Here is a 23,495-nt window from a genome sequence, read left to right as displayed (position 1 = left end):
GAGTACATCCGATGGCTACTGCTGTTAAGAAGATCACCCTTTCCTCGTCGCGGGACATCCCGTTCAACAAGCTGGTGCTGAGCCAGTCCAACGTCCGACGCATCAAGGCCGGCGTCTCGATCGAGGAGCTGGCCGAGGACATCGCCCGGCGCACGCTCTTGCAGAGCATCACTGTGCGGCCGGTTTGCGACGCCGACGGCGCCGAGACCGGGATGTTCGAGGTCCCGGCCGGCGGCCGCCGCTTCCGCGCGCTCGAACTCCTGGTCAAGCAGAAGCGCCTGGCCAAGACCGCGCCCGTGCCCTGCGTCGTGCGAGAGGACGGCATCCCCGAGGAAGACAGTCTCGCCGAGAACGTCCAGCGCGCGCCGCTGCATCCGCTCGATCAGTTCCGGGCCTTTCTGGCGCTACGCGAGAAGGGCCAATCCGAGGAGGACATCGCCGCGGCCTTCTTCGTCGCCGTGTCGGTCGTCAAGCAGCGCCTGCGCCTCGCGTCGGTCTCGCCTAAGCTGCTCGACGTCTATGCCGACGACGGCATGACGCTGGACCAACTCATGGCGTTCACCGTCAATGGCGACCACGAGCGGCAGGAGCAGGTGTTCGAGCGCCTGAGCCAGTCCTACTCCAGGGAGCCGCATGTCATCCGCCGAATGCTCACCGAGGGCGCCGTGCGGGCCTCGGACAAGCGGGCGCAGTTCGTCGGGCTCGACGCCTATACCGAGGCGGGCGGCGTGATCCTGCGCGACCTGTTCCAGGGTGATGATGGCGGCTGGCTGCAGGATGTCGGTCTCCTCGACATGCTGGTGGCCGAGAAGCTGCGGGAGCAGTCCGAGGCGATCCGCGCCGAAGGCTGGAAGTGGATCGATGTCGCGCCCGACTTCGCCTACGGCCACACCTATGGCCTGCGGCAGTTGCGCGGCGAGCAGATTCCGCTCACCGACGACGAGCAGGCGACGCGCGATGCATTGCAAGCCGAGATGGACGGTCTGGAGGCGACTTACGCCGAAGCCGACGAACTGCCCGACGAGGTCGACAAGCGGCTCGGCGAAATCGAGACGGCGCTTGGCCAGCTCGATGATCGCCCCCAGGCCTTTGATCCCGAGGAGGTCGCGCGCGCTGGCGCCTTCGTCAGCATCGACGGTTCGGGCACCCTGCGCGTCGACCGCGGCTATGTCCGCCCCGAGGACGAACTTCCGATCGTCCCGGAGAACGACGCCGAGACCGATCCGGCCGACGAGCCGACGATCGCGGTGCGAACCGACCATGACGGTACGAGCGTGGCTGCGGGCACGGAACCTCCAGCCGATGAGCCCGAGGAAGACGATGGTATCAAGCCGATCCCCGACCGGCTGATGACCGAGCTGACGTCCCATAGGACCCTCGCGCTTCGCCACGCGCTAGGCGAGAATCCCGACATCGCCTTCGTCGCCGCGCTTCACGCCCTGTGCCTCAAGGTGTTCTACCGCTATGCGCAAGACACCTGTCTGGAGCTCGACCTGAAGAGCGCGGGATTCAGCGCTCAGGCGCCAGGCCTCGCGGACAGCACGCTCGCTGTCGCTTTCGACGCCCGGCATCAGGCTTGGCTCAACGCCCTGCCGAAGGAGCCGACCGAACTTTGGGACGGGCTTATGACGTTCGACGGTGACAGTCGTCAGGCGCTCTTCGCTCATTGCGTCTCGCTGTCGGTCAACGCGATCTATGAGGCCTACAATCGCAAGCCTCGCGCGCTGGCCCATGCCGACCGGATCGCCCAGGCCGTCGATCTCGACATGGTCGCAGCCGGTTGGACGCCAACGGTCGAAACCTATTTCGGCCGGGTGACCAAGGCCCGCATCCTCGCAGCCGTGCGGGAGGCGAAAGGTGCGCGGGCGGGTGACCGCATCGAGCACCTGAAGAAGGCCGAGATGGCGGAACAGGCTGAGACGCTGTTGGCCGCCACCGGATGGCTACCGGAGCCGCTGCGCACGCTTGGTCGCGACGTGACGAACGCCGTTGCGGCCGACGTTATCGCCCCCGCGGAAGCAGGCGCCGACGCGGCGGGCGAAGAAACGGCGGCAGACGGCGGCGAAACGGCCGTGGTGGAAGATGACGAAGTGATCGAGGATGAATCGGTCGCGCTCGAAGCCCACGCGACCGCGGCCGAATAACCAAGGAGCCAACCGCACTGCCAGGGGCCCGCCAGCGATGGCGGGCCCTTTTTCGTCGCGGAGGACACGATGTCGGACAATGCATCCGATCTGGCCCGTCGCATGGCCAGGCAGGCTGAGGCGGTCTGCCGTCACTATCTTTCCAACGGCCGGCGTGAAGGACGCTACTGGCTGGTCGGCGATGCCCGCAACACGCCGGGGCGCTCTATGTTCGTCCGGCTAAAGGGACCTGAATCCGGCAAGGGCGCCGCGGGCAAATGGACCGACGCCGCCACCGGCGAACACGGCGATTTGCTCGATGTCATCCGCGAGACGCGCGGTCTGGTGGATTTCAAGGACGTCGCCGAAGAGGCGCGAACCTTCCTCAGCCTTCCGCATCCCGAGCCTGAACGGCAACCGAGTCTGCGGCAGGCGCCAGCTCCGACCGGATCGCCGGAGGCCGCACGCCGGCTCTTCGCCATGTCGCGACCGATTTCGGGCACTCTCGTAGAGACGTATTTGCGCAGTCGCGGCATCACGACTTTGCACGGAGCCGGATCACTTGGATTCCATCCGCGATGCTATTACCGGCCGGACGACCACAGTCCGACCGAGAACTGGCCGGCGATGATCGCATCCATCACCGATCTCGGCGGCCGGATCACGGGCGCGCATCGCACCTGGCTCGCGCCCGACGGCAGCGGCAAGGCGCCGATCGACACGCCGCGGCGAGCGATGGGTGACCTTCTCGGCCACGCGGTCCGGTTTGGCGTGGCGCGTGACGTGATGGCGGCCGGCGAAGGGATCGAAACCATTCTGTCGCTGCGGATGGCGTCGCCCCGCATGCCGATGGTCGCCGCTCTTTCGGCCGCGCATCTCGCCGCCATCCTGTTCCCGGCAACACTACGCCGGCTCTACATCGTGCGTGACGACGATCCGGCCGGCGACGGCGCGCGCGACAGCCTGATCGAACGGGCGAACGCCGTCGGGATCGAGGCGATTGCACTGTCGCCGACCCTCGGGGATTTCAACGAGGATCTCAGGCTGATCGGCATCGTTGCGCTCCGGGCCAACGTTCGTGTCCAGCTCGCCCCGGAAGATGTCGCACGCTTCATGGCGGCAGAAGCGATGTAGTCGGGGGCGGGAGGGATGGCGGCAGCGCCGTCAGCGCGACCGCTCTGGCTGCTTCCCATCTCGTCGGAGAGACCGCGACCCGGCCTTCGAGAGGGCGATCGGCCGTCAAACGGTCCGGCCCCGCAATGGCTGCGCCCCGGTTCTTTTCCGCCGGCCCTTCGGGCCTTTGCATCGCGAAGCAAAACAACCGGGCTTCGCCATCCTCCGCTGACGCTTCGGCCCTGCGCTTCGCTCCGGGTGCAGGTCCGGCCCGCCCGACGGCTTTCGTCGCCAGAAGGCCGCGAGGGTCGCGGTCAGACCGACGAAGGAGCATCCCATGACGAGCGATCGCGACGACTTCGTGCCCCATCACACTTCATCTCCGACCGACCACCTTCTCACCGAACTTCAGCTTTACGGCTTCCGCCCCTTCCAGGACGAACTCGACCCGAGGCCGCTGCCCGAGGGGAACGCCGTCGCCGGCGCCATCGCCGACATCTTCGATGCGCTGATTGTCACCTTGCAGGACACTCGCCTCGAGCCCGACCTCGACGATCTGCTCTGGTCGACCGTCAATCTCTTCCACCGCGCCACCGACCGGATTGAACGCGAACTCGACGACAACGAGCACGCCCAACGGCGGAGCCAACGGGAACAGGACGGCTCCGAGGTGAAGTCCGTCGAACTGGAGCGCCTCACCGCCGAGGGCCAGACGCTGATCGAACGCCGTGACGCTTTCGAATTGATGCGCGACCAGGCCGCCGAGCACTTCGAGCGTCATACCGGATCATCCTGGCGACCGCGCAGCGGATCGATGGTCAACCACCGCACCATGACTTCGGCCATGATCGACAGCCGCGATTTTCTCGCCGCCAAGCGCCGTGCCGAAACCGAAGTGATGCTACCGGCGGGTCCGAAGATCGCACTCACTGGCGGTCTCGACTTCAACGATCACCGGCTGATCTGGGCCAAGCTCGATCAGGTGCACGCCAAGCATCCGGACATGGTGCTGCTGCATGGCGGATCGCCAAAGGGCGCCGAGCGCATCGCCGCCCGCTGGGCCGACCATCGCAAGGTTCCGCAGATCGCCTTTAAGCCCGACTGGACGAAACACGCCAAGGCAGCGCCGTTCAAGCGCAATGACCAATTGCTGCAAGTCCTACCGATCGGCGTCATGCACTTCCCAGGCACGGGCATTCAGGACAACCTCGCCGACAAGGCCAAGAAGCTCGGCATCTCGGTCTGGAAATTCGGCGGCGCGTGAGCGCCGCCCTCAACAGCTACGGCAGGGACTGGTGGATGGCAGCCCGGCAGCTTTCGGGCGGCGATCCGACGATTCGGTCCCATTGACCATAGCGATGATGTTAAGACGGCTTGAAAAATCAGCCGTCTCTGGCAAGTGGAAGTAACGGAAGTCATGCCGAGTCTGTGCAGGCGGACCTGGGTTCGCGGTTCGGCGTGTTCGGTTCGATCAACCGCGGCCTTGGGTGGGCCGTGACTTCTGGGGGCAGGGCCGTGCGGCGCCATTGTGTCTGCGATCATGTTTGGATGCGACCGGCCCCGGCCGCCGGCCAGCGATGATCGCGCGATGGGTCATCCTCCTTCTCGGCCTCATCGCCATCGCGATCCTGTTCACCTTGCTTTCGGGAGAAATCGGCGGCGAACGCCGGCGCTACCGGCTGACCGTCGAGCTGCTCACGCCGGCAGGGCCGCGGACGGGCGCGTCGGTGATCGAGGCGCGCAAGGCATGGCAGCTGCCGCTGATGGGAGCCTCGAACGTCCGCTACACGATCGACGGCGAAGCGGTACGGGTGGATCTCGGCGACGGTCGCGTACTCTACGCGCTGCTGATGAACGAGGCGACACAGTTCGAACTGCCCTGGTTCGGTGCAAGGCGCGGTTCGGTCGCGCCGGCCCTGCCGCGCAGCTATTCCCGCGAGGAGCAAGCGGCCCTGTGGGCAGAGCTGGTCCGCAGCGACGCGATGGTGACGCTCGATGCTCAGGACTATCCGCAACTGGTCACCTTGGCGAACAATTCCGATCCCTCGAGCCTAGCGATCGTTCCCACGGCGAATGTCGGGACGGCGCTGGGGCGGAGCCATCAGCTGGCGCGGATCACACTTCAGCCCACCGGCGATCCCGTCACCCACACGCTCCGCCAACGCCTGCCGTGGCTCGCCGAAGGTGCGAAGCCGCGCCTGCCCGGCGGAGTGCGCACCCGTGATTTCGTTCGAGAATAATTAGAACCGCGCTGCCGATAGTTTGGCGCAGACGCGTACAGCGAGTCATCTCATGGCGTATGAGCAGACGCTCAAGCACCGGCAGCGGAATGGCCTAAACGGGTCGACCGCTCGATCAGCCGGTCCGGTTGAATGGCATCTATCCCTTAGATGCTTTCCCCGAAGCTGCCAGACCGTTAACGGTCCAGACTAAGCCGAAGCTCGGGACATGAACCAAGTTCGGTTCTGGGAAGCGCCGAACCAAACCTGAACGTCCGGATGTGGGGCGCAAGCTGCCATGTCGAGTGGTCCAGCGTCCCGGATCAAGCTCCGATCTCGGAGCACCACCCCCGCTTATCTGCGCTGATCCTTGGTCCGGCCGAAGGCCTGACGCCATCAACCCGTAAAGGGTCGGCTATGCGAGCATGCCGCCGCTCCGGCTTCGCTTGCGCGGTGATTGCGGCCCTCGGCCGGACACATCGGGCGCCTGTCACGCGGGGGATGGTCCCCCGCCTCCAAGACAGGAGCCGGAACAATGTCCCTCAATCAAGCTCACGCCTTCGCCTTCAGCCTCGCCGCGACGCTCATGGTCGCCATCGTCATCTTCCAGGCCGGCGACGGTAGCCTCTCGGTCGTTCCCGCCAACGAATATGACGGCGACGCCAGCGCCATCGTCCATGAAATCGATCCCTTCGCCCTGTGACAGTGGTGAAGATCTTGCTCGCGGGAGCGGAAGTCCTATTGGATTTCCACTCCCGTTTTGGCTCGATTTCGGCTATACTCACGTCGCGCCGCGGTGGTGGTGGAAGGCGCGACCGTCAGACATTTCTTACGGGAGACCATCACCATGATCTTCATCGGCATCCTCACCAGCATCGTGGCTATCGGCACGCTCTGCTGGATATTGTTCACGCTTGCCGTCTTCGCGCTGCCGCTCTTTGCAGGCGTCGCCGCAGGCATGTTGGCTTATGACAGCGGCGCCGGTTGGCTCGGCGGCTTGGTCGTCGGAGCCGTTGCTGCCTGTTTGACCTACGGCATCGGGCAACTTCTCCTCGCCTTCGTGCGCCCGCTCTGGCTGCGGATCGCCATCGCGCTCGCCTTCGTCGCCCCCGCGGCGCTTGCCGGCTACCATGCCACCCACGGGATCGTGAAACACACGATGCCGTCCGAGACCTGGCAAATCCTCTTCTCGGTCATCGGCGCGGTCGCCGTCGGCGTCACGGCGTTATTGAAGATGACGACGATGGCCACGCCCGGGCCGTCCGGCGGGAGCGTCGCGCACGGCTGACGGCGGCTACAACCTTGGTTTCGGGCGGAACCGCTTCCCATCTGGCGGTGCGATGGGCTGATGTTGATCTGTGCTCATGTCGCGACCGACCTATGGACCCTCATGCGGCCCGTATGAGCTGCGTCAGTTCATCGGCGGAACTTGTCGAACAGCGGCCAAAGACAAAGTGTCAGCGGCGTTGTCGTCGTTGATCGCGGATTGGCAACTCGCGGCTGATCCGTATCGAGGCTGGACATCGAGCGCGTCATCGACGGTGTGAATCGTTGCTGGGATTTTGAAGGTTGCACCAAAGTCGCCACGTTCTTCGTTGCTTGGTCTCTGTCTGGTCGACCGCTTCCAACGGCCTCTTCAATGGGCTGATCTGGCCGAAGGTCGGCTACGCCTCGACCGCCTATGCGGCAATGGCGCCGATCGACTTTCTTCCCCTGCCGGCTGCGCCGTCATTCCTCGCGAAACAAGAAAGGCGCCGGGCTGCCATCCTCCGCTCCGCTTCGGCCTGCGAGCAGGTGCCGCGTCGATCGCCTCCGGCCCATCGATCGCCATCGAGGCCGCAATGGTGCGGGCTCGGAACAGAGTGCAAGGAGAACTATCATGGCGACCATCGGCACCTTCAAGAAGTCCGGCACGAACGAGTTCACCGGCCAGATCGTCACCCTCAGCGTGCAGGCCAAGAACGTCCGCATCGTCCCCGAAGCCAACCGCTCTGGCGAGAACGCCCCCAGCCACCGCGTCTTCGCCGGCCGCGTCGAGATCGGCGCCGCCTGGTCCAAGCGCAGCAACGAGGGCCGCGATTATCTGGGCCTCAAGCTCGACGATCCGAGCTTCACCGCCCCGATCTACGCCAACCTCTTCGATGACGAGGAGGGCGAGGGGTACAGCCTCATCTGGTCCCGCCCCAACGGCCGCCGCGCCGACTAACCGCCAGCGACGCCCCGCCCGATCCTCGGGCGGGGCAAGTCGTTTAAGATCCGCCGTTTCGGCTTCGTGCAATGTCGGCTTTACGCCTCGGCGGTTTATCGGCTTTGCGCCTTTCCGCCGATCAGAAGTGCGACTCGGGGAGACTCACTTCTCACCCTTCTTTACCGTCTCGTCGAGCAGATCGACCGGCCTGACATCCAACGCTTCCGCCAAATGCCACATCGTCAACAGCGTGACATTTTGCTGGCCCCGCTCCATGCCGCTCACATAGGCGCGGTCCACACCCATTTTCACGGCGACGGCCTCCTGGCTCAGACCGGCCGCGATGCGATACCTCCTGACGTTGGCTCCAAAGATTCTGCGAATGTCCATCCGCAGGATAGGAGACAATAGTGCATTATATCGCTACGTGTTATAATACACGGCCACGGCGGCTGAGCGTGATGCCGCCAGCGGACTGCCGTGATGCGTGAAAAGCATCGGGAAATTTCAGTTATCGGTCTGGTTTGCGTTGGCGATGCGGATACGATCGGTTAACCAAAGAATGATGAGCGCGTCGATGACTGTCATTACCTTCCAGGATCGTCCGCCCGATGGCGACCGCCTGACAGGCTACGACGAAAGCCATCTTGCTCTCTATATTCGCCTCCTCGACGCAGCCGCCGAAGGTGCTGATTGGCGCGAGGCGGTGCAGATTCTCTTCGGGCTCAATCCCGACCACGACCCCGCCCGCGCCCGAATGGTCCATGACAGCCATCTCGCCCGCGCGCGTTGGATGACCACCACGGGCTATCGCGAGCTCCTCCGTCCCCGCGTGTCGTAACGAGGGACACTCCTCCCGATTGTAAGGGCATCACGCCGCGCAGTTTTAGGGACTTCCGCCGCGCCTCGTCGGCGGCAAGGCTTCGCGTGCAGGGGGTCATTCAGAGCGCGGACGAGGAGACGCGTATGGCCGAGCCGCCCGATTGGCGATTGCAGACAACCGAACGCGCGCTGAACCGGCTGGAGCGGCAAGGGTTCGCATGGGAGTTCCTGCGCCGGAATCCCGACTATCGCCGCGACTACGACCGCCTACGCGGCGCTTCATCGCCCGATGGGAGCCCCGCCCCGCATTGGGGGGTACGATTTCCTGATCGATCCCGACCGCTCTGCTCATGAGACCGCGATTTTTTGGCGACCCGAGCTTGTCGCCAGCGTATTGCTGCTTGAAGCTGCGCCAGCCGTGTTTCGGACGGCACGGCGCTTCGAACATCTCGACCTGGCCCACGCGACGCTGCACGCGCAAGACGCCATGGTGCTGGCCGATGCCGACGGTGAACATCACTTAGTCGTCGGCGCCATCAACCCGACTCAACCGCTCGCCGTGCTGCTGCCGCTCGACGCCAGCTTCCACATCCGTGCCGAAGCGGCGCTCCGATTCCAACGCCGTCTGTTCGGACGCGCCGCCGGTCCGTTACCGCGCGCGCTCATGCTCACGCCGCGTCACCGCCTGCGGCTGGTGCGCATGGTGCGCGCGCTGGACGGCAGATCCTCCGGCGCCACTTATCGCGAAATCGCCAGCATCCTGTTCGATACGCCCGGCCAGTCCGCCACCGAATGGAAAACGTCGCCCATCCGCGCGCAGACGATCCGCTTGGTCAAGGATGCCGAGACGATGGTGCGCGGCGGCTATCTTCGCTTGCTGGCAGGCCGCTGACCTGCGCCGCGGTCCCCATCAAACAACTGTCACAAGGGGGTACGCGCACAGAGGGGTCTCACTCCGTCATCCACCGTGACGCCGGTGGTTCGCCATCGTGGTCGCCGCTTCGCCACTGCACGCCGGCGGGGAAGCCGATGCACCGGAGGCCCCAATGTCAGCAGCGCGACTCGACTCCCCGCCACGCTATCTCCGCACCCCCGAGGCGGCGCGCTTCCTCGGCCTGTCTGGTCGCACGCTGGAGAAGCACCGCACCTACGGCACGGGACCCATCTATCGCAAGCTGGGTGGCCGCATTGTCTATGCCCTCGACGATCTACAAGCTTGGGCCGATCGCGGCACCCGCCAGTCGACGTCGGATCCGGGCCACGGTGTTGTCCACCCCGCGAAGCGACAGGCGACGCCCGCCGGGGGAATGCCCGTGCGACGCGGCGGCGCATCATGATCGTCGCGCTCCTCAATCAGAAGGGCGGTGTCGGCAAGACGACGCTCGCGCTGCATCTCGCCGGTGAATGGGCTAGACGGGGGAAGCGCGTCGTACTCATCGACGCTGACCCCCAAGGCTCGGCGCTCGACTGGTCGCAGCAGCGAGCGCGCGAAGGCCAGGCACGGCTGTTTGGCGTCGTTGGTCTGGCTCGAGATACGCTTCATAGCGAGGCGCCAGAGTTGGCGCGAAGTGCCGACTATGTGGTGATCGATGGGCCACCGCGGGTCGCCAGCCTGATGCGGTCCGCGCTGCTTGCCTCCGACCTGGTGCTGATCCCTGTGCAGCCATCGCCTTTCGATGGTTGGGCGTCCGCAGAGATGCTCTCACTGCTCGGCGAGGCGCGGATTTATCGTCCCCAACTCGCCGCCCGCTTCGTGCTGAATCGGTGTGGAGCGCGCACGGTCATTGCCCGCGAGACGGCCGAGACGCTCGCCGATCACGATCCACCGGTGCTCACTAGCACCATCGGCCAGCGCGTTACTTTCGCCGACGCGGCGCGCTCCGGCCGCCTGGTCTCCGAAATCAACGAACGCAGCCCCGCTGCGCGCGAGATCACCGCACTCTGCGCTGAGGTCGGGAGGATCGCACCATGACGGAGCGATCCCACAAACGTGCCTTCACTGCACGTCCAGCCGATCCCGAGAGCTGGGTGAAGGCCCCCGATCCGCGCCCTGCGCGCGGCGGCGACGCCGCAAATTTCACCGCACGCCTCACCATCGACGTCACGCCCGACATGCGCGGCCAGATCAAGATCACCGCGTTCCAGCGTGGCGTCACTGTCGCCGACATGCTGCGCGAACTGCTCGCCCGCGAATTTCCGCCAAACGAAGGAGGTACGCCATGAACGGCGCTCCTGACTTGCGTCTCGTTGCGACACCGACCGTGGTTGGTCTGACTCACGTCGAGCTGACATGGATTGAGAAGAAGATCGAATACTGGGTCAGGTTCGGCCAGGACGTCCACGAACAGATTCTCGACCGCCGTCGGCGCGTCCTCAGCTTCCCGCCTCATAGCGTCTTCGCCTTTGTCCGTTGGGCGGCCAACGACTTCGGGACGATCATCTCACGCATCGACATCGTGCGCGCGATCTCGCCGGGCGAATCCTATCAGACGCTGCCCTTCGTGCGGCCAGGCGGCGACATTCTGCTGAAGGCCGAAAGCTGGCCGAAAGTCGAGCGCGTCCTCCAGATCATCGACGCAATCGAGTCGGCCGGCATCAATCCCGCCGAGGTCTCGCCGCATCATTGGCGACACGTTCACAATCGTCTCGCTGCCGGCCAAGAGCCGCGCAGCTACACGGCCGAGCAGCATCGCGCCATCCTTCTGCGCCGAAGGGTCGAGCCATGACCCGCTTCGGCTACGTCATGACGACGTACTTCTCCGTGATGCTGATCGGTGGCCTGTCCTTCATCCACATCACGCCCCGGCTGATCTGGAACGCGTCCGCCAGCACGCCGATCGGACTCTATTCGCTCGAGCAGTCGCCACGCCTTGAAGTGACGGACCTCGTCGCCGTCGAAGCCCCGGAGCCGCTCGCATCGTTCCTCGCCGAGCGTGGTTACGTGCCGCGCGGCGTCCCCCTCATGAAACGCGTCGCCGCTCTTTCCGGGCAGCAGGTCTGCCGCACCCGCGCACACGTCACCGTCGACGGCGTCGCGATGGGCGAAGCGCTGACGCGCGATCGTCTCGGCCGCGATCTGCCCGTCTGGCAGGGCTGCCAGCGCATCGCCGACGGCGAAATCTTCCTCATGAACTGGTCCGTCGAGGACAGCCTCGACGGTCGCTACTTCGGTCCGATTTCCACCCGCTCGATCATCGGCCGCGCAACGCCCGTGTGGACCGATGAAGATGGCAGCGGCCGCTTCCAATGGCGCGCCGCGACGCGGTGAACGAAGCGCCTATCCGACCCCACCGCACAGCAAAGGAGTCTTCCCATGCCGCAGATCGGCGAATTCACGCGCACGAAGAACGGCTACGCCGGCCACATCCGCACGCTCTCGCTCGACGCCGAGATCGTGCTCGTCCCCGCCGAGCACACCGACGCCGAGAATGCGCCGGACTATCGTATTCACCACGGCAACGATGACGGACCCGAGATCGGCGCCGGATGGAAACGCACCGGCGAAAAGGCCGGCGACTACGTCTCCTTGCAGATCGACGATCCAACCCTGGCCCAGCCGATCCGCGCGAACCTGTTCCAATCGACCGAGGACAAATCCGCCTGGAACCTGCACTGGAATCGCCCGCCCAAGCGCGGCGAGCGGGACTAAACGATGTCCGGCCCGCGCCATCATACTGTCGTCGGGCGGCCAAACGCCGTCCGACTGACAGCCTTCCTTCTCCTTTCCGGCCTGCTCCTCGGTGCGCCGTTCAACGTCACGGCGAACGCTCAGAATGCACCGGCCACGCGCACGGCGCCGACCCATCCGTTCGCCGCCCACATTGAAGAGGCCGCACAGCGCTTCCGCATCCCGGCGGCGTGGATTCGCGCCGTCATGCACGCGGAAAGCGCCGGCGATGTGCGTGCGATCTCCTCTGCCGGCGCGATGGGCCTGATGCAGATCATGCCGGATACCTGGGCGGAGCTGCGCGTCCGCCATAGGCTCGGGCGCAATCCCTACGATCCGCGCGACAACATTCTGGCCGGCGCAGCGTACTTGCGCGAGATGTATGATCGCTACGGTTCGCCGGGCTTTCTTGCGGCGTATAACGCGGGACCGGGACGCTACGAAGAGTATCTCGCGGGCCGCCCGTTGCCGGCCGAGACCCGCGCGTATGTGGCCGCACTGGTCCCTTCCTTCGGCGGCGGTGACCTGCCCGGTGCAATCACCGTCGCCGCGGCTGATCCTCGCGCCTGGACTCGCGCGCCCTTGTTCATCACGCGCGCTGACGGCATCACCGCTGTCGATCCAGCACAGACGGAAAGTCCTCCGGACGACACTCCGGTAGCAGCTCCGGCGCGCGAGACTTCCGCGATCGTCCCGCAATCCTCGGGCCTGTTCATCCCGCGCTCGGATGGTGGAGGCCCGCGATGACGGCGCTTCGCCCGGATCGCGGTCTGGCGGGCTCCAGCGCATCATGGAGCGCGTGGAGGGGGAAGCAGGGCAACACAACCGCACGATGGCAGGATAAAGGGGCGCGATGTGCGCCTCGGTTCGGTTGTTCTTTTTCAATGACTTACGTAGCGAATTCGCGAGGCGCGCCTGACCAGCGCAGCCCGCGGCTTCCGCAATTCTCCAAGATTATCCGCGCGATGGCGCGATGTGCGACCACGCAGCCATGAGCAACGAGGATGATTTCCGCATCAGGCCAGGCCGCATCCGCTCGACGGGTGCGCAACGCGCCCGACCGTTCATCGCGCAGGCGCTCGCTGCCGCGCAGCGCGCCGGCGGCTCTGTCTCGCGCAAGGGCACGATTGGACCCGGCCACCGCTCTCGGTTCGGCCGCGGTCAGCACGCATCAGTGCAGGCCAACAGGCTCATCACGTCCCGCTCGCGCGGCGCTGTGGTCAAGGCGCGTGTGGTCCGCCACGGCGGACGCAACGCGCCGCTCGCAACCCACCTGAACTATCTGCGCCGCGAGGGCGTCACCCAGGACGGAGAGAAGGCCCGGCTGTTCGGGCCCGGCGCCGATGACGCCGACCCGAAGGCGTTCGCGGAGCGGTGCGAGAATGACCGGCATCATTTCCGGTTCATCGTATCGCCCGACGACGCCGCGGAGATGGCGGACCTCAAGACCTTTACGCATGATCTCGTCGGGCAAATGGAGAAAGATCTCGGCACCAAGCTCGATTGGGTCGCAGTCGACCATTGGAACACCGAGCATCCCCATGTCCACCTGATCGTCCGCGGCATGTGCGACGATGGCGAGAACCTCGTCATCTCCCGCGACTACATTAAGGAAGGGATGCGGGATCGGGCGCGAGACCTGATCACCCAAGAACTCGGACCGCGCACCGATCATGAAATCCGCCGCACGCTTGAGCGCCAGATCGACACGGAGCGCTGGACCAATCTTGATCGGCAACTCGCACGCGACAGCTATCGCACGGGCGTCGTCGACCTCGCCCCTCGGCGCGACCGCCAGCCCGACGATTTTCATGCGCTCAAGGTCGGACGCCTGCGCAAGCTCGAGTCCCTCGGCCTTGCCGATCAGATCGGTCCCGGCCAGTGGGCGATCTCGGAGAAAGCCGAAACGACGCTGCGCCAGCTCGGTGAACGCGGCGACATCATCAAGCGCATCCATCGCGGCCTAACCGAACACGGCATCGAGCGTGGCGCGTCCAATTACGTGCTCGCCGGGGAAAGCCTGGACGATCCTGTGGTCGGCCGGCTGGTCGCGCGCGGTCTCGACGATGAGCTAAAGGGCACGGCCTATGCCGTGGTCGACGGAACGGACGGCCGCACCCATCACATCAAGCTGCCCGACCTCGACGCCGCCGGCGACAGCGCGTCCGGCTCGATCGTCGAGCTCCGCAGGTTCGACGACGCGAAGGGGCAGCGCCGCGTCGCGCTGGCCGTCCGGTCAGATCTCACCATCGAGCAGCAGATCACCGCGACAGGCGCCACCTGGCTTGATCGGCAGGCGATCGCCCGCGAATCAGTTGCGCTCGGTGGCGGGGGCTTCGGCGCAGAAGTGCGCGAAGCCCTGGACCGGCGCGCCCAACACCTGATTGGGCAAGGTCTGGCCGAACGCCAGAACCGTGGCGTCAGCTTCAGCCGCAACCTGATCGAGACGCTGCGCCGGCGCGAATTAGACGCCGTCGGTGCCAAGCTCGCCACTGAGATCGGCCGCCCATTCAATAAGTCTGGGACTGGTGAGTATGTCGCTGGCGCCTACCAGCGGCGCATCGCGCTCGCCTCCGGCCGCTTCGCGATCATCGACGACGGCCTTGGCTTCCAGCTCGTGCCCTGGTCTCCCTCGCTCGAAAAGCAGCTCGGCCGTCATGTCTCCGGCCTCGCCCGAGGCGACGGCGGCATCGATTGGAGCTTCGGCCGCAAGCGGGGGCTTGGCCTGTGAACCGCGGCCTCATCAAGAAAGGACTCCGCTATGTCGGCCACCAAAATCCTCTGGGGCCAAATCCTTGTCGTCTCCCTGATTGTGCTCGCGACCACCTGGGCCGCGACGCAGTGGACGGCATGGCAGCTCGGCTTCCAGCCGCAGCTCGGCCGGCCATGGTTCGAACTCTTCGGCTGGCCGATCTACCATCCGCCGGCCTTCTTCTGGTGGTGGTACTTCTACGATGCCTATGCACCGCACGTTTTCGTCAAGGGCGCCTATATCGCGGCCTCCGGCGGCTTTATCGCCATCGCGGTCGCCGTCGGCATGTCGGTCTGGCGCGCGCGCGAGGCCAAGAATGTCGAGACTTATGGCTCGGCGCGGTGGGCGCGCGCCGATGAGGTGCGAGCCGCCGGTCTCCTTGGACCCGACGGTGTGGTGCTCGGCAAATTCGACGGTGCCTATCTTCGGCACAATGGACCGGAGCATGTACTGTGTTTCGCACCGACGCGATCCGGCAAGGGCGTTGGCCTGGTGGTGCCGTCGCTGCTGACCTGGCCCGGCTCCGCGATCGTCCACGACATCAAGGGTGAAAACTGGCAGCTCACCGCCGGCTTTCGGGCGCGACATGGCCGGGTGCTGCTGTTCGACCCGACCAATGCCAGCTCATCCGCCTATAACCCGCTTCTCGAGGTCCGCCGTGGCGAATGGGAAGTGCGAGACGTTCAGAACATCGCCGACATCCTCGTTGATCCGGAAGGGAGCCTGGAAAGGCGGAACCATTGGGAAAAGACCAGCCACGCGCTGCTGGTCGGCGCCATCCTCCACGTCCTCTACGCGGAGGCAGACAAGACGCTAGCAGGTGTCGCCGCATTCTTGTCCGATCCGAAGCGGCCGATCGAGTCGACGCTCGCGGCCATGATGAAGACCGCACATCTTGGCGAGGCGGGCCCGCATCCCGTGATCGCCTCGGCCGCGCGCGAGCTGCTGAACAAATCCGACAATGAGCGCTCGGGCGTCTTGTCGACCGCGATGTCGTTTCTCGGGCTCTATCGCGATCCGGTGGTCGCCGAAGTGACGCGCCGCTGTGATTGGCGCATCACCGACATTGCCGGCGGAACGCGACCCTCGACCCTCTATCTGGTTGTCCCCCCGTCCGACATCGCGCGCACCAAGCCGCTGATCCGTCTGATCCTCAATCAGATCGGACGCCGATTGACAGAAGATCTCAACGCTAAAGGCAGGCAGCATAGGCTGCTGCTCATGCTCGATGAGTTTCCCGCGCTCGGGCGCCTCGACTTCTTCGAGAGCGCCTTGGCGTTCATGGCAGGCTATGGGCTGAAGAGCTTCCTGATCGCGCAGTCGCTCAATCAGATCGAGAAGGCGTATGGGCCGAACAATTCGATCCTCGACAACTGCCATGTCCGAGTCAGCTTCGCCACCAACGACGAACGGACAGCCAAGCGGGTGTCCGACGCGCTGGGGACTGCGACCGAGATGCGCGCGATGCGCAACTATGCCGGACACCGGCTCAGCCCGTGGCTCGGCCATTTGATGGTGTCGCGATCGGAGACCGCGCGTCCGCTGTTGACGCCGGGCGAGGTGATGCAGCTTCCGCCCGCCGACGAGATTGTCATGGTCGCCGGCACGCCGCCGATCCGCGCGAAGAAGGCGCGCTACTTCGAGGATCGCCGCTTTCAGGAGCGCGTCCTTCCGCCGCTGGCGCTTGCGAAGCCAGCCGCGGGGAAGCCGGACGATTGGAGCGCCCTGCCGTTGCCATCGCGGCCGCAACCCGATGCAGCCGCGCAGCAGGATGGTACCGGCGACGAGGACTCGACTGGCTCCGAACGGCGTCAGCAACCGGAGCTGACTGCGGTGAAGCCTGTCGAGAGGAAGGCGCCGATCGACAACGAGTTCGACCTCGATGGTCCCGACGACGCCGATGACGACGCTGCGCGCGCAGGTCGGCTGAACCAGGTCATGCAGGGCGTCGCGCGGCAGGTCTCGCTCGATCCCAATGACGGGATGGACCTCTGAGCGAGGCGGTCATGAAGATTCCGAAGAAGCAGCGCCTCTCGGTCTATCTCGATCCGGACATCATGAAGGCGCTCGCCGTTTATGCTGCGCGTCGCGATCAATCGCGATCCCTGGTCGCGGAAGCGGCGATCGCATCCTTCCTGTCGCCCGACGCCGCCGAGCGCCAGGAAGCCGCGACCACCAAGCGATTGGACCAGCTTGACCGGCGCATGACGCGCATGGAACGCGACCTCGGCATTTCCGTGGAAATGCTGGCGGTTTTCGTCCGCCACTGGCTCACCACCAATCCGCCGTTACCGGAGCCAGCCCAGGCAGCCGCACGCGCACAGGCGGGCGAGCGGTACGACGCCTTCGTCGCAGCACTCGGGCGGCGACTCGCGAAGGGACCGAAAGTGCGTGAGGAGATTTCCGAAGACATCGCAGGTGTCCCGGGCGCGGAATAATCGTCGCTCCGCATCGCAAGAGTTTGTCAGTTCCGCCGTCGCCCTGTCTTTGTACGCCAGAGCACTACGACCCCATCCTGCTTGTTGTCATGACCTGATTTCTGCCTCTTCTACTGATCCCCGATCCAGGGCCGCGTGTTTGCGGTCCCGCGCAGAACGGGGACGACATGGCGGTTTCTCACCAGCAATCAGAGGCGATCCTTCGAGGCGCGCGCATGTTGCGCACGGCCCTCGGCCCCGCCATCGCCGGATTCCTGGAAGACCCATCGATCGTCGAGGTGATGCTCAATCCCGACGGGCGGCTCTGGATCGACCGGCTGTCCGAGGGACTTTCCGATACCGGAGCGCGCCTGTCGCCCGCGGACGGCGAGCGCATCGTCCGCCTCGTGGCGCATCATGTCGGCGCAGAAGTTCATTCCGGTTCACCGCGTGTGTCGGCGGAGCTTCCCGAGACGGGGGAGCGGTTCGAGGGCTTGCTGCCTCCGGTCGTGGCGGCCCCGGCGTTCGCAATCCGCAAGCCTGCCGTCGCCGTCTTCACACTCGCTGACTACGTCGCCGCCGAGATCATGTCGGTCGAACAGGCGGAGGTGCTCCGCCAAGCCGTCGCGGACCGGCGCAACATCCTCGTCGCCGGGGGCACCTCCACCGGCAAAACCACGCTCACCAACGCCTTGCTCGCCGAAGTGTCAAAGACCTGCGACCGCGTCGTGCTGATCGAGGACACGCGCGAGCTGCAATGCGCCGCGCCCAACCTGGTCGCCATGCGGACGAAGGATGGCGTCGCATCGCTCTCCGATCTCGTCCGCTCCTCGCTTCGGTTGCGCCCCGATCGCATTCCGATCGGAGAGGTGCGCGGCGCCGAGGCGCTGGATTTGCTCAAGGCCTGGGGGACGGGCCACCCGGGCGGCATCGGCACGATCCACGCCGGCACCGCGCTCGGCGCGCTGCGCCGCCTCGAGCAGCTCATTCAGGAAGCCGTCATCACCGTCCCGCGCGCGCTGATCGCCGAGACCATCGATCTCGTCGCCGTGCTCAGCGGCCGCGGCTCGACCCGTCGCCTCGCCGAACTCGCCCGCGTCAAGGGCCTCCAGTCTGACGGCGACTACCGCGTCATCCCCGCAACCCAACCTGCTTCAGGAGATTCCGCATGATCCTCTATGCCTTACGTATTCGCCGTCAAATCGTGACCGCCGCGTCCGTCGCCGTCGTCAGCATGATGCTGGCCCCAGCAGCCCATGCCTCCGGCTCTTCGATGCCGTGGGAAGCGCCGCTGCAGTCCATTCTCGAATCCATCGAGGGACCTGTGGCCAAGATCATCGCCGTGATGATCATCATCATCACAGGTCTGACACTTGCCTTCGGCGACACATCAGGCGGCGCGCGGAAGCTGATCCAGATCGTCTTCGGCCTGTCGATCGCCTTCGCCGCGTCGAGCTTCTTCCTGTCGTTCTTTTCTTTCGGCGGCGGAGCGCTCGTTTGATGGCGAGCTTGATCGACAGCACGGGCGACGTGCCGGGCTACGCTGTCCCGGTCCATCGGGCACTCACCGAGCACATCCTGCTCGGCGGCGCGCCGCGCTCCATCGCGATTCTCAACGGCACGCTAGCGGCGGCGCTCGGCCTCGGCCTCCGCCTCTGGCTGGTCGGTCTCGGACTCTGGGCGATCGGGCATTTCGCGGCTGTGTGGGCGGCCAAACGCGATCCGCAATTCGTCGATGTGGTGCGCCGTCACCTGCGCATCCCCGGCCACCTGAGCGCGTGATATCCCAATGATGAACCTCGCCGAATATCGCCGGACCTCAACCCGTCTCGCGGACTTCCTGCCCTGGGCCGCGCTCGCGGGCGAGGGCATCGTTCTCAACAAGGACGGCAGCTTCCAGCGCACCGCTCGGTTTCGCGGTCCCGACCTCGACTCCGCGGTGCCGGCCGAACTCGTCGCCGTGGCTGGCCGGCTCAACAACGCTTTCCGCCGGCTCGGCTCGGGATGGGCGATTTTCGTCGAGGCCCAGCGCCATGGCGCCGGCGCCTATCCGGCGAGCCGCTTTCCCGAGGCCGCGTCGGCTCTGGTCGACGCCGAGCGCAAGGCCGATTTCGAGGAAGACGCCTCGCACTTCGAGTCCAGCTACTTCCTGACCTTCGTATACCTGCCGCCGGCCGAAGACGCCGCCCGCGCCGAGAGCTGGCTCTATGAAGGCAAGGCCGAGAACGGCATCGACCCGCATGAGGCATTGCGCGGCTTCGCAGATCGCACCGATCGCGTGCTTCAGCTCATCGAGAACTTCATGCCGGAATGCGCATGGCTCGATGACGGCGAGACGCTGACCTATCTGCATTCGACTGTCTCTACCAAGCGCCACCGCGTGCGCGTGCCCGAGACGCCGATGTATCTCGATGCGCTGCTGGCCGATCAGCCGCTCACCGGCGGGCTGGAGCCGCGCCTCGGCGACGCGCACTTGCGCATCCTGACGATCGTCGGATTCCCGACCGCGACTACCCCTGGGCTGCTCGACGACCTCAACCGGCTGGCCTTTCCGTATCGCTGGTCGACGCGCGCCGTCCTTCTCGACAAGACCGACGCCACCAAGCTGCTCACCAAGATCCGGCGGCAGTGGTTCGCCAAGCGCAAGAGCATCATGGCGATCCTCAAGGAGGTGATGACCAACGAGGCTTCGGTGCTCGTCGACACCGACGCGGCGAACAAGGCCGCCGATGCCGACCTCGCGCTGCAGGAGCTCGGCGCCGACTATGCCGGTCAGGCCTATGTCACCGCGACGGTCGCCGTCTGGGACGCCGATCCACGCATCGCCGCCGAGAAGCTGCGCCTGGTGGAGAAGATCGTTCAGGGCCGTGACTTCACCGCGATGGCTGAGACGATCAACGCCGTCGACGCCTGGCTTGGGTCACTGCCGGGCCATGTCTACGCGAACGTCCGGCAACCGCCGATCTCGACGCTCAATCTCGCCCATATGATTCCGTTGTCGGCGGTGTGGGCGGGGCCGGAACGGGACGAGCATTTCGGGCAACCCCCCTTGCTTTACGGCAGGACCGAAGGCTCGACCCCGTTCCGGTTTTCCCTTCATGTCGGCGATGTCGGTCACACGCTTGTCGTCGGGCCGACCGGCGCCGGCAAATCCGTGCTCCTGGCGCTGATGGCGTTCCAGTTTCGGCGCTACCCCAACTCACAGGTCTTCGCCTTCGACTTCGGCGGAAGCATCCGAGCCGCGGCGCTCGCGATGGGGGGTGACTGGCACGATCTCGGCGGCGGCCTGACAGAAGGCGCCGCCGACAGCGTCTCGCTGCAGCCGCTCGCCGGCATCCACCACGTGCCGGAACGCGCGTGGGCCGCGGATTGGATCGTCGCGATCCTGCAGCGCGAGGGCGTGACGATCGCGCCGGAGGTGAAGGAATACATCTGGACGGCGCTGACCTCGCTGGCGAGCGCGCCCGTCGGCGAGCGCACCCTGACCGGACTCGCCGTCCTCCTTCAATCGAACGATCTCAAACAGGCGCTGCGGCCCTATTGCGTCGGGGGCGCCTATGGCCGGCTGCTCGACGCTGAGAGCGAGCATCTTGGCGAAGCCGTTGTGCAGGCGTTCGAGACCGAGGGCCTGATCGGCACCGCCGCCGCACCGGCCGTGCTCGCCTATCTCTTCCACCGCATCGAGGACCGCCTCGACGGCAGCCCAACGCTGCTCATCGTCGACGAAGGCTGGCTGGCGCTCGATGACGATGATTTCGCCGGCCAGCTCCGCGAGTGGCTGAAGACGCTCCGCAAGAAGAACGCGTCCGTCGTCTTCGCCACCCAATCGCTCTCCGACATCGACAGTTCCGCTATTGCGCCGGCCATTGTCGAGAGCTGCCAGACGCGGCTGCTGTTACCGAACGAGCGCGCGATCGAACCGCAGATCACCGCGATCTACCGCCGCTTCGGGCTCAACGATCGCCAGATCGAGATCCTCGCCCGCGCGATGCCGAAGCGCGACTACTACTGCCAATCCCGCCGGGGCAACCGACTCTTCGAACTCGGTCTGTCCGACGTGGCGTTGGCGCTCTGCGCCGCCTCCTCAAAAGCCGATCAGGCCGCGATCGAGCGCGTCATCGCAGAGCACGGCCGCGAAGGTTTCCTGCCGGCCTGGCTGCGTCTGCGCGGCGTCGCCTGGGCCGCCGAACTCATCCCCAACCTCAATAACCTGGAGACCCAGCCATGATCTTCCGTCGCTCACGCGCGGCGCTTCTTGCCGCGTCGATCCTTTCCGTCCCCGTGGCGATGTCGCCCCTGATGGTCCAGCCCGCGTCCGCGCAATGGATCGTCTACGACCCGACGAACTACGTGCAGAATGTTCTCTCCGCCGCTCGTGCCCTGGAGCAGATCAACAACCAGATCACCTCGCTTCAGAATGAAGCAACGATGCTGATCAACCAGGCGCGAAACCTCGCGAGCCTGCCTTACTCTTCGCTTCAACGGTTGCAGCAGTCCGTGCAACGGACGCAGCAACTCCTCGGCCAGGCGCAGCGCATCGCCTACGACGTCCAGCAGATCGACCAGGCCTTCACCTCCACCTACGGCAATGCGTCGATGTCCGCGTCCGACCAGCAACTCGTAGCGCAAGCGCGCGAGCGTTGGCAGAACACCGTCGGCGGCCTGCAGGACGCCATGCGGGTGCAGGCCGGTGTCGTCGGCAACATCGACACCAACCGCGCCGAGATGTCGGCGCTCATCGGCCAAAGCCAGGGCGCGACCGGCGCCTTGCAGGCGGCGCAGGCCGGCAATCAGCTCCTCGCGCTTCAGGCCCAGCAGCTCGCCGATCTCACCGCCGTCGTCGCCGCGAACGGACGGGCTCAAGCGCTAACCGAAGCGGAGCGTGCTGCGGCGGCTGAGCAGGGGCGCGAGCAGCGCCGGCGCTTCCTGACCCCCGGCAGCGGCTATCAGCCCGGCAACGCCCGCATGTTCCCGAATGGCAACTAAGGCCCCTCACGAGGATCGTGTCATGGACGGCAAGCTCTTCGCGCGCCTCGGCGCCATCGTCTTCGTCGCTGTCGCCATCACCGCGACGGCGATCGAGATGACCCGGAAAGAGGAAGAGCCGCCCGTCCAGGCATTGCAGCCAAGCGAAGACACGCCGGCCGATCCGCTGCGCCAGGCGCAGCGGCGCTGCCAACTGCTGGGCGAGGCCGCCGCGCGCGATACCGAATGCCTGCGCACTTGGGCCGAAACCCGCGACCACTTCCTTGGTGTTGCGCCTGTCCCGGCGCCGCCTCAGCCGAACGACGGGCGGTGATCCATGGGTGGCACAGGCGTCATCGACCAATTCCTCGAGGTCTTCACCCGCTACATCGATAGCGGCTTCGGCCTGCTCGGCGGCGAAGTCGCGTTCATCGCCACCACGCTGATCGTCATCGACGTGACGTTGGCCGCGCTGTTCTGGAGCTGGGGCGCCGATGACGACATCATGGCGCGCCTGGTCAAGAAGACCCTGTTCGTCGGCGTCTTCGCCTACATCATCGGTAACTGGAACAACCTCGCACGCATCGTCTTCGAGAGCTTCGCGGGACTGGGCCTGAAGGCGTCAGGAACCGGGTTCACCGTCGACGATCTCATGCGCCCCGGCCGCGTTGCGCAGACTGGCCTCGACGCCGGCCGGCCGCTGCTCGATTCCATCTCCAACCTGATGGGCTGGATCGCCTTCTTCGAGAACTTCATCCAGATCGCCTGCTTGCTGTTCGCCTGGGCCCTGGTGCTGCTCGCCTTCTTTATTCTCGCCGTCCAGCTCTTCGTCACCTTGATCGAGTTCAAGCTGACGACGCTCGCCGGCTTCGTGCTCATCCCCTTTGGCCTGTTCGGCAAGTCCGCGTTCATGGCCGAACGCGTGCTCGGCAACGTCATCTCCAGCGGCATCAAGGTGCTGGTCCTTGCCGTCATCATCGGCATCGGCTCGACGTTGTTCTCCCAGTTCACCGCCGGCTTCGGCACTCAGGCGCCGACGATCGATCAGGCGATGGCGATCGTGCTCGCCGCGCTCTCGCTGCTCGGACTCGGGATCTTCGGCCCCGGCATCGCCAACGGCCTCGTCTCCGGCGGTCCGCAGCTCGGCGCCGGCGCGGCGGTCGGAACCGGGCTCGCCGCGGGCGGGGCTCTGATCGCGGCCGGCGCGGCTGGTGGAATGGCCCTGCGCG

Annotated in this window: 28 protein-coding genes; 27 read left to right on the top strand and 1 reads right to left on the bottom strand. The window is 65.8% G+C overall.

Features of this window, described 5'->3' with window-relative positions; translation table 11 throughout:
• The first annotated feature begins 11 nt into the window (after positions 1-11).
• The 7 genes from V3H18_RS03790 (at position 12) to V3H18_RS03760 (ending at position 7,661) form a co-directional block, all read left to right on the top strand.
• Positions 12-2,144, top strand: a complete 2,133-nt coding sequence (locus V3H18_RS03790) for a ParB/RepB/Spo0J family partition protein (RefSeq protein ID WP_332080573.1) — start codon at positions 12-14, stop codon at positions 2,142-2,144.
• A 69-nt stretch (positions 2,145-2,213) separates the two neighbouring features.
• Positions 2,214-3,257 (top strand): DUF7146 domain-containing protein, encoded by a 1,044-nt coding sequence (locus V3H18_RS03785; RefSeq protein ID WP_332080572.1) that lies wholly within the window; start codon positions 2,214-2,216, stop codon positions 3,255-3,257.
• Between the two features lie 316 nt (positions 3,258-3,573).
• Positions 3,574-4,500, top strand: coding sequence for a DUF2493 domain-containing protein (locus tag V3H18_RS03780; protein WP_332080571.1), 927 nt, complete (start codon positions 3,574-3,576; stop codon positions 4,498-4,500).
• A 280-nt stretch (positions 4,501-4,780) separates the two neighbouring features.
• Positions 4,781-5,476, top strand: coding sequence for a hypothetical protein (locus V3H18_RS03775; protein ID WP_332080570.1), 696 nt, complete (start codon positions 4,781-4,783; stop codon positions 5,474-5,476).
• A gap of 514 nt (positions 5,477-5,990) precedes the next feature.
• On the top strand, positions 5,991-6,158 hold the full coding sequence (locus V3H18_RS03770) for a hypothetical protein (protein ID WP_332080569.1): 168 nt from the start codon (positions 5,991-5,993) through the stop codon (positions 6,156-6,158).
• Between the two features lie 144 nt (positions 6,159-6,302).
• A complete protein-coding gene (locus tag V3H18_RS03765) occupies positions 6,303-6,743 on the top strand; it encodes a hypothetical protein (RefSeq protein ID WP_332080567.1) in 441 nt (146 codons plus the stop codon).
• A 591-nt stretch (positions 6,744-7,334) separates the two neighbouring features.
• Positions 7,335-7,661 carry a DUF736 domain-containing protein gene (locus V3H18_RS03760; RefSeq protein WP_142823678.1) on the top strand — a complete coding sequence of 109 codons (327 nt, stop codon included), beginning with the start codon at positions 7,335-7,337 and terminating at the stop codon, positions 7,659-7,661.
• Positions 7,662-7,805: 144 nt separating this feature from the next.
• On the opposite strand, the gene V3H18_RS03755 is transcribed toward V3H18_RS03760, so the two are convergent.
• The gene (locus V3H18_RS03755; RefSeq protein WP_109922169.1) at positions 7,806-8,033 is read right to left on the bottom strand and encodes a helix-turn-helix domain-containing protein; all 228 of its coding nucleotides are present in this window, start codon (positions 8,031-8,033) and stop codon (positions 7,806-7,808) included.
• Between the two features lie 187 nt (positions 8,034-8,220).
• On the opposite strand from V3H18_RS03755, the gene V3H18_RS03750 reads away from it, so the two are divergent.
• The 20 genes from V3H18_RS03750 to trbL form a co-directional block, all read left to right on the top strand.
• A complete protein-coding gene (locus V3H18_RS03750) occupies positions 8,221-8,484 on the top strand; it encodes a DNA -binding domain-containing protein (RefSeq protein WP_332080562.1) in 264 nt (87 codons plus the stop codon).
• A 125-nt stretch (positions 8,485-8,609) separates the two neighbouring features.
• Positions 8,610-8,819 (top strand): transcriptional regulator domain-containing protein, encoded by a 210-nt coding sequence (locus V3H18_RS03745; RefSeq protein WP_332080560.1) that lies wholly within the window; start codon positions 8,610-8,612, stop codon positions 8,817-8,819.
• Complete coding sequence (locus tag V3H18_RS03740) at positions 8,755-9,357, top strand: DUF2285 domain-containing protein (RefSeq protein WP_332080559.1); 603 nt, start codon at positions 8,755-8,757, stop codon at positions 9,355-9,357. The genes V3H18_RS03745 and V3H18_RS03740 overlap by 65 nt, the downstream gene beginning before the upstream one ends.
• A gap of 154 nt (positions 9,358-9,511) precedes the next feature.
• Positions 9,512-9,802, top strand: a complete 291-nt coding sequence (locus V3H18_RS03735; protein ID WP_332080558.1) for a helix-turn-helix transcriptional regulator — start codon at positions 9,512-9,514, stop codon at positions 9,800-9,802.
• Positions 9,799-10,437 carry a ParA family partition ATPase gene (parA, locus tag V3H18_RS03730; RefSeq protein WP_332080556.1) on the top strand — a complete coding sequence of 213 codons (639 nt, stop codon included), beginning with the start codon at positions 9,799-9,801 and terminating at the stop codon, positions 10,435-10,437. Before V3H18_RS03735 ends, parA begins: the two co-directional genes overlap by 4 nt.
• Positions 10,434-10,688 carry a hypothetical protein gene (locus tag V3H18_RS03725; RefSeq protein ID WP_332080555.1) on the top strand — a complete coding sequence of 85 codons (255 nt, stop codon included), beginning with the start codon at positions 10,434-10,436 and terminating at the stop codon, positions 10,686-10,688. The genes parA and V3H18_RS03725 overlap by 4 nt, the downstream gene beginning before the upstream one ends.
• Positions 10,685-11,191 carry a DUF2840 domain-containing protein gene (locus V3H18_RS03720; RefSeq protein WP_332080554.1) on the top strand — a complete coding sequence of 169 codons (507 nt, stop codon included), beginning with the start codon at positions 10,685-10,687 and terminating at the stop codon, positions 11,189-11,191. Before V3H18_RS03725 ends, V3H18_RS03720 begins: the two co-directional genes overlap by 4 nt.
• Positions 11,188-11,733, top strand: coding sequence for a S26 family signal peptidase (locus V3H18_RS03715; RefSeq protein WP_332080553.1), 546 nt, complete (start codon positions 11,188-11,190; stop codon positions 11,731-11,733). The genes V3H18_RS03720 and V3H18_RS03715 overlap by 4 nt, the downstream gene beginning before the upstream one ends.
• Before the next feature lie 45 nt (positions 11,734-11,778).
• On the top strand, positions 11,779-12,114 hold the full coding sequence (locus tag V3H18_RS03710) for a DUF736 domain-containing protein (RefSeq protein ID WP_332080552.1): 336 nt from the start codon (positions 11,779-11,781) through the stop codon (positions 12,112-12,114).
• A gap of 3 nt (positions 12,115-12,117) precedes the next feature.
• Positions 12,118-12,879: a lytic transglycosylase domain-containing protein gene (locus V3H18_RS03705; RefSeq protein ID WP_332080551.1), complete on the top strand. Its 762-nt coding sequence runs from the start codon at positions 12,118-12,120 to the stop codon at positions 12,877-12,879.
• A gap of 244 nt (positions 12,880-13,123) precedes the next feature.
• A complete protein-coding gene (locus V3H18_RS03700) occupies positions 13,124-14,863 on the top strand; it encodes a relaxase/mobilization nuclease domain-containing protein (RefSeq protein ID WP_332080550.1) in 1,740 nt (579 codons plus the stop codon).
• 30 nt (positions 14,864-14,893) lie between these two features.
• Positions 14,894-16,879: a conjugal transfer protein TraG gene (locus V3H18_RS03695; RefSeq protein WP_332080549.1), complete on the top strand. Its 1,986-nt coding sequence runs from the start codon at positions 14,894-14,896 to the stop codon at positions 16,877-16,879.
• An 11-nt stretch (positions 16,880-16,890) separates the two neighbouring features.
• The gene (locus tag V3H18_RS03690; RefSeq protein WP_332080548.1) at positions 16,891-17,322 is read left to right on the top strand and encodes a ribbon-helix-helix protein, CopG family; all 432 of its coding nucleotides are present in this window, start codon (positions 16,891-16,893) and stop codon (positions 17,320-17,322) included.
• A 167-nt stretch (positions 17,323-17,489) separates the two neighbouring features.
• The gene (gene trbB, locus V3H18_RS03685) at positions 17,490-18,473 is read left to right on the top strand and encodes a P-type conjugative transfer ATPase TrbB (RefSeq protein WP_332080547.1); all 984 of its coding nucleotides are present in this window, start codon (positions 17,490-17,492) and stop codon (positions 18,471-18,473) included.
• Positions 18,470-18,802 carry a TrbC/VirB2 family protein gene (locus V3H18_RS03680; protein WP_332080546.1) on the top strand — a complete coding sequence of 111 codons (333 nt, stop codon included), beginning with the start codon at positions 18,470-18,472 and terminating at the stop codon, positions 18,800-18,802. The genes trbB and V3H18_RS03680 overlap by 4 nt, the downstream gene beginning before the upstream one ends.
• Positions 18,802-19,083, top strand: coding sequence for a VirB3 family type IV secretion system protein (locus V3H18_RS03675; RefSeq protein WP_046193814.1), 282 nt, complete (start codon positions 18,802-18,804; stop codon positions 19,081-19,083). The genes V3H18_RS03680 and V3H18_RS03675 overlap by 1 nt, the downstream gene beginning before the upstream one ends.
• 7 nt (positions 19,084-19,090) lie before the next feature.
• A complete protein-coding gene (gene trbE, locus V3H18_RS03670) occupies positions 19,091-21,529 on the top strand; it encodes a conjugal transfer protein TrbE (protein WP_332080545.1) in 2,439 nt (812 codons plus the stop codon).
• Positions 21,526-22,287, top strand: coding sequence for a P-type conjugative transfer protein TrbJ (gene trbJ / locus V3H18_RS03665; RefSeq protein WP_332080544.1), 762 nt, complete (start codon positions 21,526-21,528; stop codon positions 22,285-22,287). Before trbE ends, trbJ begins: the two co-directional genes overlap by 4 nt.
• A gap of 22 nt (positions 22,288-22,309) precedes the next feature.
• Positions 22,310-22,600: a putative entry exclusion protein TrbK-alt gene (trbK-alt, locus tag V3H18_RS03660; RefSeq protein ID WP_332080543.1), complete on the top strand. Its 291-nt coding sequence runs from the start codon at positions 22,310-22,312 to the stop codon at positions 22,598-22,600.
• Positions 22,601-22,603: 3 nt separating this feature from the next.
• The coding region (trbL, locus tag V3H18_RS03655) for a P-type conjugative transfer protein TrbL (protein ID WP_332080542.1) at positions 22,604-23,495 on the top strand (892 nt) is incomplete at its 3' end.

The sequence above is a fragment of the Methylocystis borbori genome, assembly GCF_036576025.1.
Taxonomy (GTDB): Bacteria; Pseudomonadota; Alphaproteobacteria; order Rhizobiales; family Beijerinckiaceae; genus Methylocystis; species Methylocystis borbori.
This window is presented reverse-complemented; position numbering and strand designations above follow the sequence as displayed.